The following is a 16,254-nucleotide window of genomic DNA, read 5'->3' on the forward strand; positions in this document are numbered from 1 at the left end:
ATTACTTCCTGATGCGGATGATTGGGGTTTCGCCCACAGTCACGCTACCAGTCAGTTTAATCAGCTCTTTGATCTCGTCCATGTTAGAGATGACAACCGGAGTCAAAGTAGACTTCGCTTTCTCTTCCAGCAGAGCCAGATCAAACTCGATAACCAAATCGCCTTTCTTAACACGTTGACCTTCTTCAGCGATGCGTTTGAAGCCTTCGCCTTTCAGTTCAACGGTGTCGATACCGAAGTGCACGAACAACTCAATGCCACTGTCGGATTCGATTGAGAAAGCATGGTTAGTTTCGAAGATTTTACCGATAGTGCCGTCAACCGGAGCAACCATTTTGTTGCCAGATGGTTTGATAGCAATACCGTCACCAACGATTTTCTCAGCGAAAACAACGTCTGGCACATCTTCAATGTTGACAATTTCACCAGAGATTGGCGCTACGATTTCAATAGTGCCAACGTCTTTTTTATCATCAGAAACCAATGATTTCAGTTTATCGAACAAACCCATGATCTTCTCCTAAGCATTAATTTGGGCAGCTTTACCAGCATCGCGCAATTAGCAGAGTGTTTTTTCTTCAATGAACTTGTTAACCAGGTTCATCAACTCTTGCGCCGTAGGTTGGGCCAGGGCCTGGTCTGCCAGCGCTTTCACATCTTCGAAGTTTGTATTGCGAATAATTTTCTTGATGCGTGGGATAGAGATAGCGCTCATGCTGAACTCATCTAACCCCATGCCCAATAGAAGAAGTGTAGCACGTTCGTCACCGGCTAGCTCGCCGCACATCCCTGTCCATTTACCGGCAGCATGAGATGCGTCAATAACTTGTTTAATTAAACCAAGTACAGACGGAGACATTGGGTTGTACAGATGAGAAATCAGCTCGTTACCGCGATCCACCGCCAAAGTATACTGGGTAAGATCGTTTGTACCAATACTGAAGAAATCGACTTCTTTCGCCAGGTGATGCGCAATCACAGCCGCTGCGGGTGTTTCCACCATCACGCCGACTTCGATAGTCTCATCGAATGCCTGGCCTTTTTCACGAAGCTGCACTTTCAGCATTTCGAGTTCTGCTTTCAGTTCACGCACTTCTTCAACAGAAATGATCATCGGGAACATGATGCGCAGTTTACCGAACGCAGAAGCACGCAGAATACCTTTCAGCTGATCGTGAAGAATTTCTTTGCGATCCAGACAGATACGGATTGCGCGCCAGCCCAGGAACGGGTTTTCTTCTTTCGGCAGGTTCATGTACGGCAGGTCTTTGTCACCGCCGATGTCCATGGTGCGTACGATAACCGCCTGTGACCCCATCGCTTCAGCAACGGCTTTATACGCCTGGAATTGCTCTTCTTCGGTAGGCAGACTGTCACGATCCATGAACAGGAATTCTGTACGATACAGGCCGACACCTTCAGCGCCATTGCGCTCTGCACCGGCGACGTCGCGCACGGTACCGATGTTGGCACAAACTTCAACCTGATGACCATCAAGCGTGATAGCCGGCAAGTCTTTCAGTTTAGTCAGTTCGTCTTTTTCAGTGATGTACTGGTTCTGAACGGCTTTCAGCTCGTCAATAACGTCTGCTGTCGGGTTGACATAGATTTTATTGTTAACAGCATCGAGGATCAGATAGTCATCATTTTTAACTTGTTTGGTCACATCGCTGGTACCCACGATAGCAGGCAGTTCCAGGGAGCGGGCCATGATTGAGGTGTGGGAAGTACGACCACCCAAATCAGTGATAAAGCCCAGAACCTTGTTCAGGTTCAGCTGCGCTGTTTCTGATGGCGTCAGATCGGTCGCAACCAGGATAACTTCGTCCTGGATGGAGCTCAGATCAACGATGGTCATGTTCAGAATGTTGCGCAGCAGGCGTTTACCGATGTCACGCACGTCAGCCGCACGTTCTTTCAGGTATTCGTCATCAAGCTCTTCCAGGGCTTTCGCCTGGCCTTCAATGACAGAGAAAGCTGCAGCGTCAGCAGAAGCGTGCTCGTCTTTGATGAGGGCTATGATTTCCTGTTCAAGCTCTTCGTCTTCCAACAACATGATGTGGCCTTCGAAGATGGCTTCTTTCTCTTCACCGAAGGTCTCACCGGCTTTGGTCTTGATCACTTCCAGTTGAGCAGACGCTTTCGCACGGCCCGTCAGGAAACGTTCAACTTCCTGATCAACGTGATCTGGAGAGATTTTTTTCCGGTTGATGACAATTTCATCTTCTTTCAACAGAAGTGCTTTGCCGAAAGCGATACCGGGAGATACTAAAATGCCTGAAATCATAACCCTACCTTTCTCTTGACTGGTTTAAACTTTATAAGAGCGGCTGTGTATTACTCGAGCTCTGCCATCAGTTTTACCAAGTGTTCAACGGCTTTCTGCTCGTCTTCACCTTCAGCTGAGAGGGTCACAACGGTACCTTGGGTCAGGCCCAGAGTTTGCAGTTTGAAAAGGCTTTTAGCACTGGCGCTTTTACCGTTTGAAGTCACGGTGATGTCAGAAGCGAAACCTTTAGCTTCTTTCACGAACTGTGCAGCAGGGCGAGTGTGCAGACCATTAGGAGCGGTAATAGTAACTTCTTGCTGGAACATTGTTGTTTCCCCAACTTATTAAAGTAATGTTGTGGAGCTAAAGTTTAGCTTATGGCCTTCACTTTAGCCTGTAGAGATTCGCGCCTGACTATGGTTCAGGGGCAGGTTCAGATGCAACAGAAAAGAGAAAATAACGCACTCAGCGATAAAACTCTTTGCCTTGGATCCAGGCTTTTTCTGTTATTCCTCCATTATGCCGTCTTTTCCCCTCGTGTAACAAATCAGTAAATCGATTCAGCGGGGAAGACTCGTGGAAGCGATTAATTTCGAGCATCGAAATAATTGTCCGGTTAAATACTAAACCTGGCGGGTAAAATCAATGACGAAGTGGTGTAAAGTTTGACGCAGGCCACAAAAAAGCACCCCTCGAGGTGCTTTTTTGGCCGCTTTTAAGGATGTGGCATTATTGTTGCAATTCTTTTTCAGTGAATAAATCTGCAAACAATGCGGTACTCAGATAGCGTTCACCGGAAGAAGGCAGAATAACCACAATCGTTTTATCTGCAAACTCCGGTTCTTTGGATAATTTCACCGCAGCTTCAACCGCCGCACCGGAAGAAATCCCGGCCAGAATGCCTTCTTCTTCCATCAGACGGCGTGCCATCTGAATGGATTCGTCGTTGGTGATTAGCGTGACACGATCCAGCAATGCCAGATCCAGGTTACCCGGAATAAAGCCTGCGCCGATACCCTGGATTTTATGCGGGCCCGGCTTCACTTCTTCACCGTTGAGCGTCTGGGTGATAACCGGGGAGTCTGTTGGCTCAACGGCCACCAGTTTCACGCTGCTTTTTTTACTTTTCAGATAACGGCCCGTTCCGGTGATAGTCCCGCCGGTACCCACGCCTGCAATCAGCACATCCACTGCGCCATCGGTATCTTCCCAGATTTCCGGGCCGGTGGTTTGCTCGTGGATAGCCGGGTTGGCCGGGTTGCTGAACTGCTGAAGAATAAGATAGCGCTGCGGATCACTGGCCTGAATTTCTTCGGCTTTGGCAATCGCCCCTTTCATACCTTTGGCGCCTTCGGTTAACACCAGATTGGCGCCGAGCGCTTTGAGCAGCTTACGGCGTTCAACGCTCATGGTTTCCGGCATAGTCAGTGTCAGCTTGTAACCGCGCGCAGCAGCCACATAGGCCAGTGCGATACCCGTGTTACCGCTGGTAGGTTCAACCAGTTCGATATCTTTGGTCAGAATGCCTTTCTTTTCAGCATCCCAGATCATGTTGGCACCGATACGGCATTTTACGCTGAAGCTCGGGTTACGTGACTCGACCTTAGCCAGAATTCGACCATTACCGATACGGTTCAGGCGAACCAGTGGCGTGTGGCCAATTGTTAATGAATTGTCTTCATAGATCTTGCTCATAACCCGTCCTTTAACTGTATGAAATATTCACGGTGTGAAGCTTTCAACACTATGAAATTAGTGGGAATCAGGAAAGCATACGCGAACCGCTTTCCCAGTGAAGTAAGGTTTTGGTATTTGCTATATCGATACGTTATTAAGAAATAAGTTTGAGGGAGAAAAGTCAAGCATAGCAGGCAGCCGCCCGCAGGCGGCTGTGAATAAAAAACGTTATTTGCGGCTGGAATTCACGTCGATACTATTGTTATAAACATCGCTTTTAACGTAAATATTGCGATAACGATCACACCACATGGCCGTCGCGCCGCACACGGCAACCGGCAGGATCACCAGATTCAGCAACGGGATCATCGTAAACAGGCTGACCAGCGAACCAAACTGCATGTTGTCGATTTTGTTGCTGCCGAGCGAACGGCGCATATCGGCAAAGCTGACTTTGTGGTTATCGAACGGATAATCGCAATATTGAATGACGACCATCCACGCGCTGAAGAAGAACCACAGCACCGGGGCCACGGTCTGGCCGATCACCGGAATAAAGTACAGCGCGAACAGCAGCAGGGCGCGCGGCAGGTAATACGCCAGTTTCTGCCATTCACGTTTCATGATACGCGGTAAATCTTTCATGATGTCCCAGATGCCGGTATCAGGCAGCGTTTTCCCTGTCAGGCGCGCTTCGAGTTGTTCGGCGAGCAATCCGCTGAAGGGGGCGGCTATCCAGTTGGCGAGGGTGCTGAAGAGATAGCTGAACACCAGCACGACAGAAAGCACCGCGACCGGCCAGATCAGATAATCCAGCCAGCTGAGCCACGACGGCACCTTGCTCATCATCGCCGGGATCCATTCACCCAGTTTGGTGAACAGCCACCAGAATGCGCCGCCCATCAACAGCACGTTGACGGCAAGGGGTAAAATCACAAAACGTCGTATCCCCGGCAAGGAAATGAGCGCCCAGCCTTGTTTGAAATAATGCACACCATTTTGTTGTCTGGTGCTGTGCGAGGAGGTCATAAACGAAATTTTCTCTCTGAGTTGAATGACATGGGCTATCATATCGGTATGATTTTCCACTGGCTAGCGGTGGATTGGCTGAAAAAACAGCAAAAAAAGGTGCAACTGCCCTATTTATTAGCAGAAAGTAGAGTCGAGACTTGCACTTATCTACGTGGGCAAATAGAGTTAATCATGTGAATGTTTGCCGTGGTGGCAATGTATTAGAACAACAGAGATAGCAATGATGCAGGATTTGCGTCTGATATTAATCGTTGTTGGCGCGATCGCCATAATAGCGTTGTTGTTACACGGTTTGTGGACCAGCCGTAAAGAACGCTCTTCGCTTTTCCGCGATCGTCCAGCTAAACGTGTGAAAAAAGAACGGGAACAATCTCCGTCCGAAGATTTTGTCGATGGAGTGGGGGAAGTGCGCGTGCGTCCTGCTTATCCTCAGGATGAACCGACTTTAGGTCAGTATGACGAGCCCGAACAGACTGCACCGCCACGTCAGCCGCAGGTTTCCCCTGCGCAGCCAGCGCCAGCATCTGTTGCTCGTCCTCAGCAACCGGCTCAGCCGCAGCAACATGCTGTGCAGGATGATCCCTTGCTGAGTGGTTATTCAGCTGCTGAACCCGTCACTGCACCGCGTCGCGAACCTGCCGCAGATTTTGCGCATCAGGAATACACGCCTGAAGCTAAACCGCACACACCGGTTCCGCCGCAGGAAATTCATGCTGATGCCGCGCCTGCTGCGAAAGCAGAACCTCAGGCTGCACCTTTTGCTCCTGCAGAAGAAGCACCGGCTGAGAAAGCGAAACTGAAAGAGACGGTTCTGGTATTGCACGTTGCCGCGCATCAGGGCGGTGTCATCGGTGGTGAAGTGTTGCTCAACAGCGTGCTTCAGGCCGGTTTCCAGTTTGGTGCCATGAATATTTTCCATCGTCACGTCAGCCCTGCGGGCAGCGGTCCGGTGTTGTTCAGTCTGGCAAATATGGTCAAACCGGGTTCCTTCGACCCTGACAATATGTCTGACTTCTCCACCCCAGGCGTTACGTTGTTTATGATGGTACCTTGCTACGGTGATGCGCATCAGAACTTCAAACTGTTGCTGCAGTCCGCCCAGCGTATTGCCGATGATGTCGGTGCGATGGTGCTTGACGATGAGCGTCGTATGATTACGCCGCAGAAGCTCGAAACGTACAAAGCGCGGATCCGCGAGGTCCTCGAGGCGATCGCCTGAGTCCGGCGTTCGTGAAACACCCACTTCCCTGACCCCCGCTTGCCGGGGGTTTTTTATCTCCACGGTGAGTCATGGCCACTATCGAAGAACAAATCAGTCAATTACGCACTCAGTTGCGCCATCACGAATATCAGTATCACGTTCTGGATGCACCGGAAGTGCCAGATGCCGAGTATGACCGCTTAATGCGCGAATTGCGCGAGCTGGAAACCGCGCATCCTGAGCTGGTCACCGCGGATTCCCCGACGCAGCGCGTGGGGGCGGCACCGCTTTCTGCATTTGAACAGGTCAGGCATCGGGTACCGATGTTATCGCTGGACAACGTATTTGATGAAGAAAGCTATCTGGCATTTTATAAACGCGTGCAGGATCGCCTGAAAACCGCTGAAGCACTGACGTTCTGCTGCGAGCTGAAACTTGATGGTCTGGCGGTGAGCCTGTTGTATGAAAATGGCGAACTGGTGCAGGCTGCCACGCGTGGCGATGGCACGACCGGTGAGAACATCACCGCGAACGTACGCACCATCCGCGCGATCCCTCTGCGTCTGCATGGCGACAACATTCCTGAGCGCCTTGAAGTGCGTGGTGAGGTGTTTATGCCACAAGCGGGCTTTGAAGCGATGAACGACGAAGCGCGTCGTACGGGAGGGAAAGTGTTCGCTAACCCGCGTAATGCCGCCGCCGGTTCGTTACGTCAGCTCGATCCGCGTATCACCGCCAAACGTCCGCTGACCTTCTTCTGCTACGGCGTTGGCCTGCTGGAAGGGGGTGAACTGCCGCGCAGCCACTTCGCCCGCCTGCAACAGTTTAAAGCCTGGGGTTTACCGGTCAGTGATCGCGTCCGCCTGTGTACCGGCAGCGAAGAAGTGCTGGCGTTTTACCGTCAGGTTGAAGCCGACCGTCCGTCACTGGGCTTTGATATTGACGGCGTGGTAGTGAAAATTGACTCGCTGGATATTCAGGAAACGCTGGGCTTTGTGGCACGTGCGCCGCGCTGGGCAACAGCCTTCAAATTCCCGGCGCAGGAACAAATCACGCTGGTGAAAGACGTCGAGTTTCAGGTAGGGCGTACTGGTGCGATCACGCCGGTCGCACGTCTGGAGCCGGTTCTGGTCGCGGGCGTGATGGTCAGCAATGCCACGCTACATAACGCAGATGAAATCGAGCGCCTTGGGCTGCGTATCGGTGATACCGTGATTGTCCGTCGTGCCGGAGATGTTATCCCGCAGGTGGTGGGCGTGGTGCTGGATGAGCGTCCTGAAGATGCCCGCGAAGTGGTTTTCCCGACGCATTGCCCGGTCTGTCATTCTGATGTTGAACGTGTCGAAGGCGAAGCCGTGGCGCGTTGTACGGCGGGTCTGATTTGTGGTGCACAGCGTAAAGAAGCGCTGAAGCATTTCGTCTCCCGCCGGGCGCTGGACGTTGACGGCATGGGCGACAAAATCATCGATCAGTTGGTCGAGAAAGAATATGTCAAAACGCCGGCAGATCTGTTCCGTCTGACGGCGGGCAAACTTACCGGTCTGGACCGCATGGGACCGAAATCGGCGCAGAACGTGGTCAGTGCGCTGGAAAAAGCCAAAGAAACCACGCTGGCAAGATTCCTGTATGCGCTGGGCATTCGTGAAGTGGGCGAAGCCACGGCGGCTAACCTTGCCGCGCATTACGGCTCGGTTGAGGCGCTTAAAGCGGCAGATATTGAATCGCTGAAAGGCGTTCAGGATGTGGGTGATGTCGTGGCGAAACACGTGGTGAATTTCCTGTCGGAAGAACATAACCAGCAGGTCATCGACGAGTTGTTAAGCCCTGAAATCAATATTCACTGGCCGGAAGTGCAGGTCATTGTACCGGAAGAAATCGACAGTCCGTTTGCCGGCAAAACTGTGGTGCTGACCGGTTCGCTGTCGATTCTTTCCCGCGATGACGCCAAAGACCGTCTGACTGCGCTGGGCGCGAAAGTCTCCGGCAGCGTGTCGAAGAAAACCGATCTGGTGATTGCCGGTGAAGCGGCGGGTTCCAAGCTGGCGAAAGCACAGGAACTGGGCATTGAGGTGATCGACGAGGCGGAAATGATCCGTCTGCTGGGTGAATAAATCATGGAAAAAGAAGATCTGATCCAGATAGCCAATAGAGTGATGCCGTTCGGAAAATACGCCGGACGGGTGCTGATCGACTTGCCGGAAGAATATTTGCTGTGGTTCGCCCGCAAAGATGAATTTCCGCAAGGAAAACTGGGTGAACTGATGCAGCTGACGCTGACGATTAAAAGCGAAGGGCTGCAAAACCTGATCAATCCGCTGCGCCGCAATGGTCCGGGACTCGATGGCACCGACGAGTAAACGCTGTTGAGAACGGGTCAACTCATAAAACAAAGGCGCTGAATTCAGCGCCTTTTTTCTGCCTGCTATTTAGCCAGCTTATTCAGTAACAGGCGCGTGTTTCAGCGCCGCTTCCTGTTGTTTTTTCTGATAACGTTTTGCCAGCACCGCGCAGGTCATCAACTGTACCTGATGAAAAATCATCAGCGGCAGCACCATCATGCCAATCGCGCTGACCGGGAACAGAATGTTCGCCATCGGAATACCGTTCGCCAGGCTTTTCTTCGAGCCGCAGAACACGATGGTAATTTCATCGGGTTTGCTAAAGCCCATCCAGCGCGCCATATAGGTATTGATCACCAGGATAAAGGCCAGCAGCACCAGACTGAACACCACGATAAACAGCAGTGAACCGATGCCGACCTGATGCCAGATCCCCTGCGTCACGGCTTCGCTGAAAGCGGAATACACCACCAGCAAAATCGATGTCTGGTCGGTTTTGCCGATCATTTTACGGTGACGTTCGACAAAGCCGCCAATCAGCGGACGGAGTAAATGCCCGGCGACAAACGGCACCAGCAGTTGCAAAACAATATGCCAGACCTGTTCTAAACCATTCCCCGTTTCCCCCTGCACATGCATCAGCAGGCTGACCAGCAACGGCGAAACAAAAATCCCCAGCAGACTTGATGCGGAGGCGCTGCACACCGCTGCCGCTACGTTCCCGCCTGCCAGTGAGGTAAATGCAATCGCCGACTGCACCGTCGCAGGCAAAATACACAGATAGACAAAGCCGCTGTAAATTTGCGGACTGACGTCTACCGGATGCCACCACTGGAAAAGCAGCCCGAGGATCGGGAATAAAATGAAGGTACTGAACATCACCCACAAATGCAGACGCCAGTTATTGCTGCCCTGAAAAATAGCTTCGCGCGAGAGTTTTGCGCCATGCATGAAAAACAGCAGGCCGATGGCGAAAATGGTCAGATTATTGAAGAAAGCCACAAATATGCCGCTGGCCGGGAAGAACGTCGCCAGCAAAACCGTAGCGATGAGTGTCAGGGTAAAGCGATCGGGTAAGAAGCGCATAACAAGTCTCGGATTTGTTGTTTCTGAATGCGGCTATTCTGAGTCTTTGCGATACAATTAAAAAATTGATTTATTTAATCCATTAATGCAGAAAATTCATGAATTATTCGCTCAGGCAACTTCGCGTATTTGTGACCGTTTCACGCTACGGCAGCTTCAGCCGGGCTGGTGAGTCCATTGGTTTAAGCCAGTCGGCGGTCAGCCATAGTATGAAAGAGCTGGAAGCCGAAATGGGCGTGCGGTTGCTGGACCGCACAACGCGCGAAGTCGTGCTCACTGATGCCGGTCTGCGTCTGGCGAATCGTGTCGAGCCGTTGCTCGACGAACTCCACGCCATGCTGCTCGACACCCGCAGCTTCGGCACGCAGCATAATGGTCGGGTGCGTATTGCCTCTAGCCAGACGATTTCGGCGCAACTGATGCCGCAATGTATCTCCAGCGGCGAGCGGCAGTATCCGGACATTCGTATTTTGTTGCGCGATCAGGCGCAGCAACTGGTGCTTAACAGCGTCAGAAATGCGGAAGTGGATTTCGGCATTGTGATTGATCCGGGTGAAAACACAGATCTGGACTGCGAGCCGATTCTGCATGAGCCGTTTTTGCTGATGTGCCGTGAGGATCATCCGCTGGCGGCGCTGCCGGAGGTTGAATGGCAGGCACTGAACGGCCAAAAACTGGTGCTGCAGGATTACGCATCAGGAAGCCGGATCCTGATCGACGGCGCACTGAAAGCGCAGAAAGTGAAAGCGGAGATTGCTCAGGAAATCGGCCATCCAGCCACGTTATTCCCGATGGTGGAAGCCGGAATTGGTATCAGTGTTATCCCGGCGCTGGCGTTGCCCATGCCGGAAGGGAGCCGTCTGGTGGTCAGAAGCCTGGTGCCGGAAATCAACCGGGTGCTGATGCTGGTCAGACGTAAAAACCGGTCGTTATCACCCGCTGCACAGGCCATCTGGCAGGTGGTGAAAGAGCAGGCGAATTTATTGCGGGAAAAACGCAGCCAGCAGGGAATGTACAACCACTGATACCTTGCCGGCTGTTTCAGGCTTTGACCGGGGTTATACGTAGATATCGACTGCGTTGGTTTCTGAAGGCTTATTCACGCCTTCGTCTTTCTTCATTTCAGCGTCAGCTTGTTGTTGCTGCTGTTGCTGAAGTGCTTTCTGAGCCTGCTGCTGTTGAATCTGCGCGATCTGCTGTTGCAGCATTTCGATTTGCTGCTGCAGGAGTTCTTGCTGTTGCTTAACTTCGTCAGTATCGCCGCCTGAATTGCCCACGTTTTTGAGCTGCTCAGTCAGTTTGGTAATCTGCTTAGTCAGCTTTGCAATCTGGCTGGCACTGCCTGAGTCGCTGGTGGACGCAGAGCTTACCGAACTGCTGGTCGCGCTGATAGTCGTCATAAAAAGCCTCATTGAGTAAGAATAAAATTTTGCACGTAAAGGTGCTTAAGCTATATCGGCAAAAATCAGCGAGGCTTTACAGGCTTTGCATATTCCTTACGGTATTTATGGCTTTCATTCGGTTAACGCTTTCACTCTGAGCTTCGGCCACCGGGTCAGCCAGCCTTTGCTGCTGATCCGCTCGGCAAAAACTGCGGGGATCGCATGCCGCGGGTTTGGCGTAATACTGAAAGCAAACAAAGCATCCAGTCCCAGCGGCGCATTCAGCTCAATTTGCCCGTCAGCATTCATTCTTGCGCCGATAGCGGTTTCCATTTCCACCCAGTAGCTCATCGCCTCGGCGCTGGAGGAATAGGGCGCATGGCCGTGGCGCTCATGCATGCGGGCCTGATTTTTCACAGACCAGGGAAGGTCGGGCGATTGCGCTTTCAGGCGATGTTCATAGCGCTCGTCAGCTTCCGGCGAGCAATCCAGCGGATTGAAATACACCACGTCGATATCATTGAGTGCTGTGGCCTGCACATATCCGTGTAGCCGGTCCCAGACCAGATTGCGGACAAAGCCCGCCGCCAGCCAGGCATCGTTAAGATTTTGCGTGCGTGCCTGCGTCAGTGCCAGCAAATGAAGCGGTTCCTCTCTGAGCCAGGTGATGATTTGCTGTTCCATTGTTGCCACGTGATGTTCTCCTTTTATCCGACGTCAGCGTTCTGAGAAGCCAAAGTGTAGCGCCCTTTTGTGACGCTTATCCAACGCACCATTTCGGATATGCGGCTTACGGCGGCGCGCTAAAATGTAGCAAGCCTCCCCTGAATACGGCTACAGGCCGCGCCTGCTGAGGGTTTCTTAAGTGGTACAGCCTTTGCAACATCCATCCTTTGCAACACAAATAAGAGCAAGGCTGTCGCAGTTCTTTTCAACAAAAATTGAATTATCACCGGGCAGGGGATCATTTATGCAAACCACGAAAGTCACACCTGTTTTAAAACGTACACTGGGGAGTTTTAAACTTTGGGGCATTGCCGTCGGGCTGGTTATCTCCGGCGAATATTTTGGCTGGAGTTACGGCTGGGCGCAGGCAGGCACACTGGGCTTTCTTATCACTGCTCTGGTGATAGCGGCTATGTATTGCGCCTTTATTTTCAGCTTTACCGAACTCACTACGTCGATTCCGCACGCGGGCGGTCCTTTTGCTTACGCTTACCGTGCGTTCGGGCCAACGGGCGGATTTGTCGCGGGTTTCGCAACGCTGGTGGAATTTGTTTTTGCGCCGCCTGCTATCGCGATGGCGATCGGGGCGTATCTCAATGTGCAGTTCCCGTCGATTGAGCCGAAATGGGTGGCTGTTGGCGCGTATCTGGTATTTATGGCGCTCAATATTCTCGGCGTCAGTATCGCCGCCACCTTTGAACTGCTGGTCACGTTGCTGGCAATTTTTGAATTGCTGGTCTTTATGGGCGTGGTGGCGCCGGGCTTTGAAATGTCGAACTTTGTTCACGGTGGATGGGCGGGCAGCGACACTTTCAGTCCCGCAGCCTTTTCCGGTATTTTTGCAGCCATTCCTTTTGCCATCTGGTTTTTCCTGGCGATAGAAGGTGCCTCAATGGCCGCTGAAGAGGCGAAAGATCCGCAGCGTACCATTCCGAAAGCTTTTATCGGCGGCATTCTGACTCTGACCGTTCTGGCGCTCGGCGTGATGTTGTTTGCCGGTGGTGTGGGCGACTGGACCAAGCTGTCGAATATCAACGACCCGTTACCGCAGGCCATGAAACTGATTGTCGGCAGCAACAGTGGCTGGCTGCACATGCTGGTCTGGCTGGGGCTTTTTGGCCTGATTGCCTCTTTCCACGGCATTATCATGGGGTATTCCCGTCAGATCTTCGCGCTGGCCCGGGCAGGTTATTTGCCTAAACGACTGGCCAGCGTCAACGCCCGTTTCCAGACACCGCATCTTGGTATTATCGCGGGGGGCGTTGTTGGCATCGCGGCTATTTTCTCGGATTCACTGATCGTGATTGGCGGCCAGCCACTGACGGCCAATATCGTGACAATGTCGGTCTTTGGCGCCATTGTGATGTACATCATTTCGATGGCTGCATTGTTTAAACTCCGCCGCAGCGAACCGAATTTAATCCGTCCGTTCCGTGCGCCGCTCTATCCTTTTGCACCTGCTCTGGCGCTGGTGCTGGCAGTCGTCTGTCTGATCGCTATGATTTACTACAACACCTTACTGTTTTTGATCTTCGCCGCCATGATGTTGCTGGCGTATGCCTGGTTCCGTATCACCCATCAGTCGCGGACTGATGCTGCGGAAGATCCGCAATTACGTGGCCTGCGCCCGGTTCCCGCTAAAAGCAGCAAATAATCCGGCGCGCTAAGGAGTGTTATGTTTCAGACGACATTAAGTCACCGAAGGTATCAGTTTAAGGATTTACGCGAACTGATGGCAAAGGCGTCGCCCGCACGGTCGGGCGACTATCTGGCTGAAGTGGCTGCCGCCAGCGCTGAAGAGCGCATGGCGGCAAAAATGGCACTGGCTGATGTGCCGCTCAAAACCTTCCTGCAACAATTGCTGGTGCCGTATGAGGACGATGAAGTCACGCGGTTGATTGTCGATACTCATGATGTCGCGGCGTTTGCCGCGATTTCGCATCTCACCGTCGGGGATTTCCGCGACTGGTTGTTGAGTGAAAAAACCGACAGCGTTGTGCTGGCAGCCGTCGCCCGCGGGATCACGCCCGAAATGGCGGCTGCCGTCAGCAAACTGATGCGCAATCAGGATCTGATCCTGGTGGCTAAAAAATGCCGGGTGATTACTCAATTCCGCAATACTATCGGGCTGCCGGGGCACATGAGCGTGCGCCTGCAACCGAACCATCCGACCGATAATTTACAGGGCATTGCTGCCAGTATGCTCGACGGTTTGTTATATGGCTCCGGCGACGCGGTGATTGGCATTAATCCTGCCAGCGACAGCTTACCGCTGCTGGAAAACCTCAATTACATGCTTGATGACATCATTACGCGCTTTGAAATTCCCACGCAGTCCTGTGTTCTGACGCATGTCACTAACACCATCAAACTGGTGGAGCGCGGCGCACCGGTTGATCTGGTGTTTCAGTCGATAGCGGGAACTGAAGCGGCGAACAGCGGGTTTGGTATCAATCTGGCGCTGCTGGCGGAAGCGCAACAGGCGGCGCTCAGTCTTAAGCGTGGCACGCTCGGCGACAACGTGATGTATTTCGAAACCGGGCAGGGCAGTTGTTTATCTGCCAATGCGCATTTTGGGGTCGATCAGCAAACCTGTGAGGCGCGTGCGTACGCCATCGCCCGCCATTTTTCACCGCTGCTGATTAACACCGTGGTGGGGTTTATCGGCCCGGAGTATTTGTATGACGGTAAACAAATTATCCGTGCGGGTCTGGAAGACCATTTCTGCGGCAAACTGCTGGGCGTGCCGCTGGGCTGCGATGTCTGTTATACCAATCATGCAGAAGCCGATCAGGATGATATGGATACCTTGCTGACGCTGCTCGGCACTGCCGGGCTGACGTTCCTGATTGGCGTACCGGGCGCGGATGACATCATGCTCAATTATCAGAGCACTTCTTTCCATGACGCGTTATACATCCGTGAATTACTCGGGCTGAAACATGCGCCGGAATTTGCCGTATGGCTGGAGAAAATGAAAATTATCGATCCGCAGGGCGTCTTGCAGGATACCCGGGCGTCCCATCCGTTACTGCGTCAGTTGCCGCAACTGAGCTGAGGTCTGTGCTGATGAATAAAGAAAAAGAGCAGGGATTATCGCCGCTGGTGCATAGCAACCCGTGGGAAACTCTGCGTCAGTTTACGGCCGCACGTATCGCGCTGGGACGTACCGGTTCGAGTCTGCCCACCGATGAGCTGCTGCGATTTGGTTTAGCCCATGCGCAGGCGCGTGATGCCGTGCATCAGCCCTTTGACAGCCAGAAGCTCGAACCCGAACTTTACGCGCTGGGGCTGGAAACGCTGACCGTTGCCAGCGCTGCACCGGACAGGGCGACCTATCTGTGTCGTCCTGATCTTGGCCGCAAGTTGTCAGAAAGCAGCCGTCAGGCCTTGCTGCGTCTGGCGCCGGAGCCTGCCGACGTGGTGCTGGTCATCGCTGACGGTTTGTCATCGAAAGCCGTGCACCGGCAGGCCGTACCGCTGATTGCGGCGTTATTGCCCTATCTGCGCACGCTGGAGCTGAAAATCGGGCCTGTGGTGCTGGCGCATCAGTCGCGGGTGGCACTGGGCGATGATATTGCGCAGGTGATGAAAGCGAAGGCGGTAGCGATTTTGATCGGAGAACGTCCGGGATTGTCATCTCCCGACAGTTTAGGCATTTACATGACCTGGGGGCCCCATTCCAAAAGACTGGAATCGGAACGAAATTGTATTTCCAATGTGCGGCCGGAAGGGCTGAATTATCCGCAGGCGGCTTTTAAACTCGCCTGGCTGCTCGAACAATCTTTCCATCGCCAGTTGTCGGGCGTCAATCTGAAAGATGAAAGCGATAATCCGGCGCTACACAATAAGGTCGTGCCGATGTTTAAACTGGAGTAGGGGGAGGAGAAAAATAGAACCAGCTGCTGGTTCGCCTCCATCACGGTTTTTCTTCGGAGTACAGATGCGAAAAAAGCGCCTATAGGCGCTTTTTTCTGAATTGGTGGGCCGTGCTGGATTCGAACCAGCGACCAATTGATTAAAAGTCAACTGCTCTACCAACTGAGCTAACGGCCCGCAGAAGTGGTGGGCGATGACGGGCTCGAACCGCCGACCCCCTCCGTGTAAAGGAGATGCTCTACCAACTGAGCTAATCGCCCACTTCTGGGTACTTCCCCATGTAAGAAGAAACGTGCTGAGAAATGGTGGGCGATGACGGGCTCGAACCGCCGACCCCCTCCGTGTAAAGGAGATGCTCTACCAACTGAGCTAATCGCCCATTTCTCAATTCTTCTTACTTATCACAACGCGGCACTCTTAAAGAGTGGTGGGCGATGACGGGCTCGAACCGCCGACCCCCTCCGTGTAAAGGAGATGCTCTACCAACTGAGCTAATCGCCCCCGTCGTGATGGAGTCGCATTATAGGGATACTTGAAATTACGTCAACGCTTTTTAAAAACAAAAATGTTCATTCGGCTTATTTTTAGTCAACCTGACGTGTTTCTCGCCCGCGTAGTCGATTCTTTACGCATTCATGGCCTTAAACCACGCGACTGCCCCTG

The 16,254-nt window shown here is 52.6% G+C and carries 14 protein-coding genes, 4 tRNA genes and 1 pseudogene; 7 read left to right on the forward strand and 12 right to left on the reverse strand.

What is annotated here, in order from left to right:
• Window position 1: 1 nt before the first annotated feature.
• The 5 genes and pseudogenes from crr to cysZ all read right to left on the reverse strand — a co-directional run bounded on the left by crr (window position 2) and on the right by cysZ (window position 4,975).
• A complete protein-coding gene (gene crr / locus GW591_RS01135; protein ID WP_013574431.1) occupies window positions 2–511 on the reverse strand; it encodes a PTS glucose transporter subunit IIA in 510 nt (169 codons plus the stop codon).
• Window positions 490–2,287 (reverse strand): annotated as a pseudogene (ptsI, locus tag GW591_RS01140) (phosphoenolpyruvate-protein phosphotransferase PtsI). The gene crr and the pseudogene ptsI overlap by 22 nt, the downstream one beginning before the upstream one ends.
• A gap of 50 nt (window positions 2,288–2,337) precedes the next feature.
• Entirely contained in the window at window positions 2,338–2,595 is a 258-nt protein-coding gene (gene ptsH / locus GW591_RS01145; protein ID WP_013574433.1) for a phosphocarrier protein Hpr, read from the reverse strand.
• Window positions 2,596–2,998: 403 nt separating this feature from the next.
• Entirely contained in the window at window positions 2,999–3,964 is a 966-nt protein-coding gene (cysK, locus tag GW591_RS01150) for a cysteine synthase A (protein WP_013574434.1), read from the reverse strand.
• A 210-nt stretch (window positions 3,965–4,174) separates the two neighbouring features.
• Window positions 4,175–4,975, reverse strand: a complete 801-nt coding sequence (gene cysZ / locus GW591_RS01155; protein WP_015689492.1) for a sulfate transporter CysZ — start codon at window positions 4,973–4,975, stop codon at window positions 4,175–4,177.
• Window positions 4,976–5,198: 223 nt separating this feature from the next.
• On the opposite strand from cysZ, the gene zipA reads away from it, so the two are divergent.
• From zipA to GW591_RS01170, 3 genes are all read left to right on the forward strand, one after another.
• Entirely contained in the window at window positions 5,199–6,197 is a 999-nt protein-coding gene (gene zipA / locus GW591_RS01160) for a cell division protein ZipA (protein WP_013574437.1), read from the forward strand.
• Window positions 6,198–6,268: 71 nt separating this feature from the next.
• Complete coding sequence (gene ligA / locus GW591_RS01165) at window positions 6,269–8,290, forward strand: NAD-dependent DNA ligase LigA (RefSeq protein ID WP_015689494.1); 2,022 nt, start codon at window positions 6,269–6,271, stop codon at window positions 8,288–8,290.
• A gap of 3 nt (window positions 8,291–8,293) precedes the next feature.
• Window positions 8,294–8,536, forward strand: a complete 243-nt coding sequence (locus GW591_RS01170) for a DUF3820 family protein (protein WP_013574439.1) — start codon at window positions 8,294–8,296, stop codon at window positions 8,534–8,536.
• Between the two features lie 78 nt (window positions 8,537–8,614).
• Here the strand turns inward: GW591_RS01170 and GW591_RS01175 are convergent, their stop codons facing one another.
• Window positions 8,615–9,604, reverse strand: coding sequence for a bile acid:sodium symporter family protein (locus tag GW591_RS01175; protein WP_013574440.1), 990 nt, complete (start codon window positions 9,602–9,604; stop codon window positions 8,615–8,617).
• 98 nt (window positions 9,605–9,702) lie between these two features.
• Here GW591_RS01175 and GW591_RS01180 point away from each other — a divergent pair, with 98 nt between their 5' ends.
• Window positions 9,703–10,629, forward strand: a complete 927-nt coding sequence (locus GW591_RS01180) for a LysR family transcriptional regulator (RefSeq protein ID WP_013574441.1) — start codon at window positions 9,703–9,705, stop codon at window positions 10,627–10,629.
• A 33-nt stretch (window positions 10,630–10,662) separates the two neighbouring features.
• Here GW591_RS01180 and GW591_RS01185 read toward each other — a convergent pair whose 3' ends face one another.
• Together GW591_RS01185 and GW591_RS01190 are read right to left on the reverse strand one after the other, a co-directional pair.
• Window positions 10,663–11,004 carry a FlxA-like family protein gene (locus GW591_RS01185; RefSeq protein ID WP_013574442.1) on the reverse strand — a complete coding sequence of 114 codons (342 nt, stop codon included), beginning with the start codon at window positions 11,002–11,004 and terminating at the stop codon, window positions 10,663–10,665.
• Window positions 11,005–11,118: 114 nt separating this feature from the next.
• The gene (locus GW591_RS01190) at window positions 11,119–11,670 is read right to left on the reverse strand and encodes a nucleotidyltransferase family protein (protein WP_126125294.1); all 552 of its coding nucleotides are present in this window, start codon (window positions 11,668–11,670) and stop codon (window positions 11,119–11,121) included.
• A 286-nt stretch (window positions 11,671–11,956) separates the two neighbouring features.
• Here GW591_RS01190 and eat point away from each other — a divergent pair, with 286 nt between their 5' ends.
• The 3 genes from eat to eutC are packed head-to-tail and all read left to right on the forward strand — an operon-like array spanning window position 11,957 to window position 15,591.
• Window positions 11,957–13,366, forward strand: coding sequence for an ethanolamine permease (gene eat, locus GW591_RS01195; RefSeq protein WP_015689496.1), 1,410 nt, complete (start codon window positions 11,957–11,959; stop codon window positions 13,364–13,366).
• A 21-nt stretch (window positions 13,367–13,387) separates the two neighbouring features.
• Entirely contained in the window at window positions 13,388–14,770 is a 1,383-nt protein-coding gene (locus GW591_RS01200; protein WP_112151262.1) for an ethanolamine ammonia-lyase subunit EutB, read from the forward strand.
• A gap of 11 nt (window positions 14,771–14,781) precedes the next feature.
• Window positions 14,782–15,591, forward strand: coding sequence for an ethanolamine ammonia-lyase subunit EutC (gene eutC / locus GW591_RS01205; RefSeq protein WP_166859960.1), 810 nt, complete (start codon window positions 14,782–14,784; stop codon window positions 15,589–15,591).
• Window positions 15,592–15,692: 101 nt separating this feature from the next.
• Here eutC and GW591_RS01210 read toward each other — a convergent pair.
• The 4 genes from GW591_RS01210 to GW591_RS01225 form a co-directional block, all read right to left on the reverse strand.
• Window positions 15,693–15,768: transfer RNA gene (locus tag GW591_RS01210), tRNA-Lys, on the reverse strand.
• Window positions 15,769–15,775: 7 nt separating this feature from the next.
• Window positions 15,776–15,851, reverse strand: a tRNA-Val gene (locus GW591_RS01215).
• 43 nt (window positions 15,852–15,894) lie between these two features.
• Window positions 15,895–15,970 (reverse strand) — tRNA-Val (locus GW591_RS01220).
• Window positions 15,971–16,016: 46 nt separating this feature from the next.
• Window positions 16,017–16,092 (reverse strand) — tRNA-Val (locus GW591_RS01225).
• Between the last annotated feature and the right edge of the window lie 162 nt (window positions 16,093–16,254).

Origin of the sequence: Rahnella aceris, assembly GCF_011684115.1 — a bacterium.
In the GTDB taxonomy this organism is placed as follows: domain Bacteria; phylum Pseudomonadota; class Gammaproteobacteria; order Enterobacterales; family Enterobacteriaceae; genus Rahnella; species Rahnella aceris.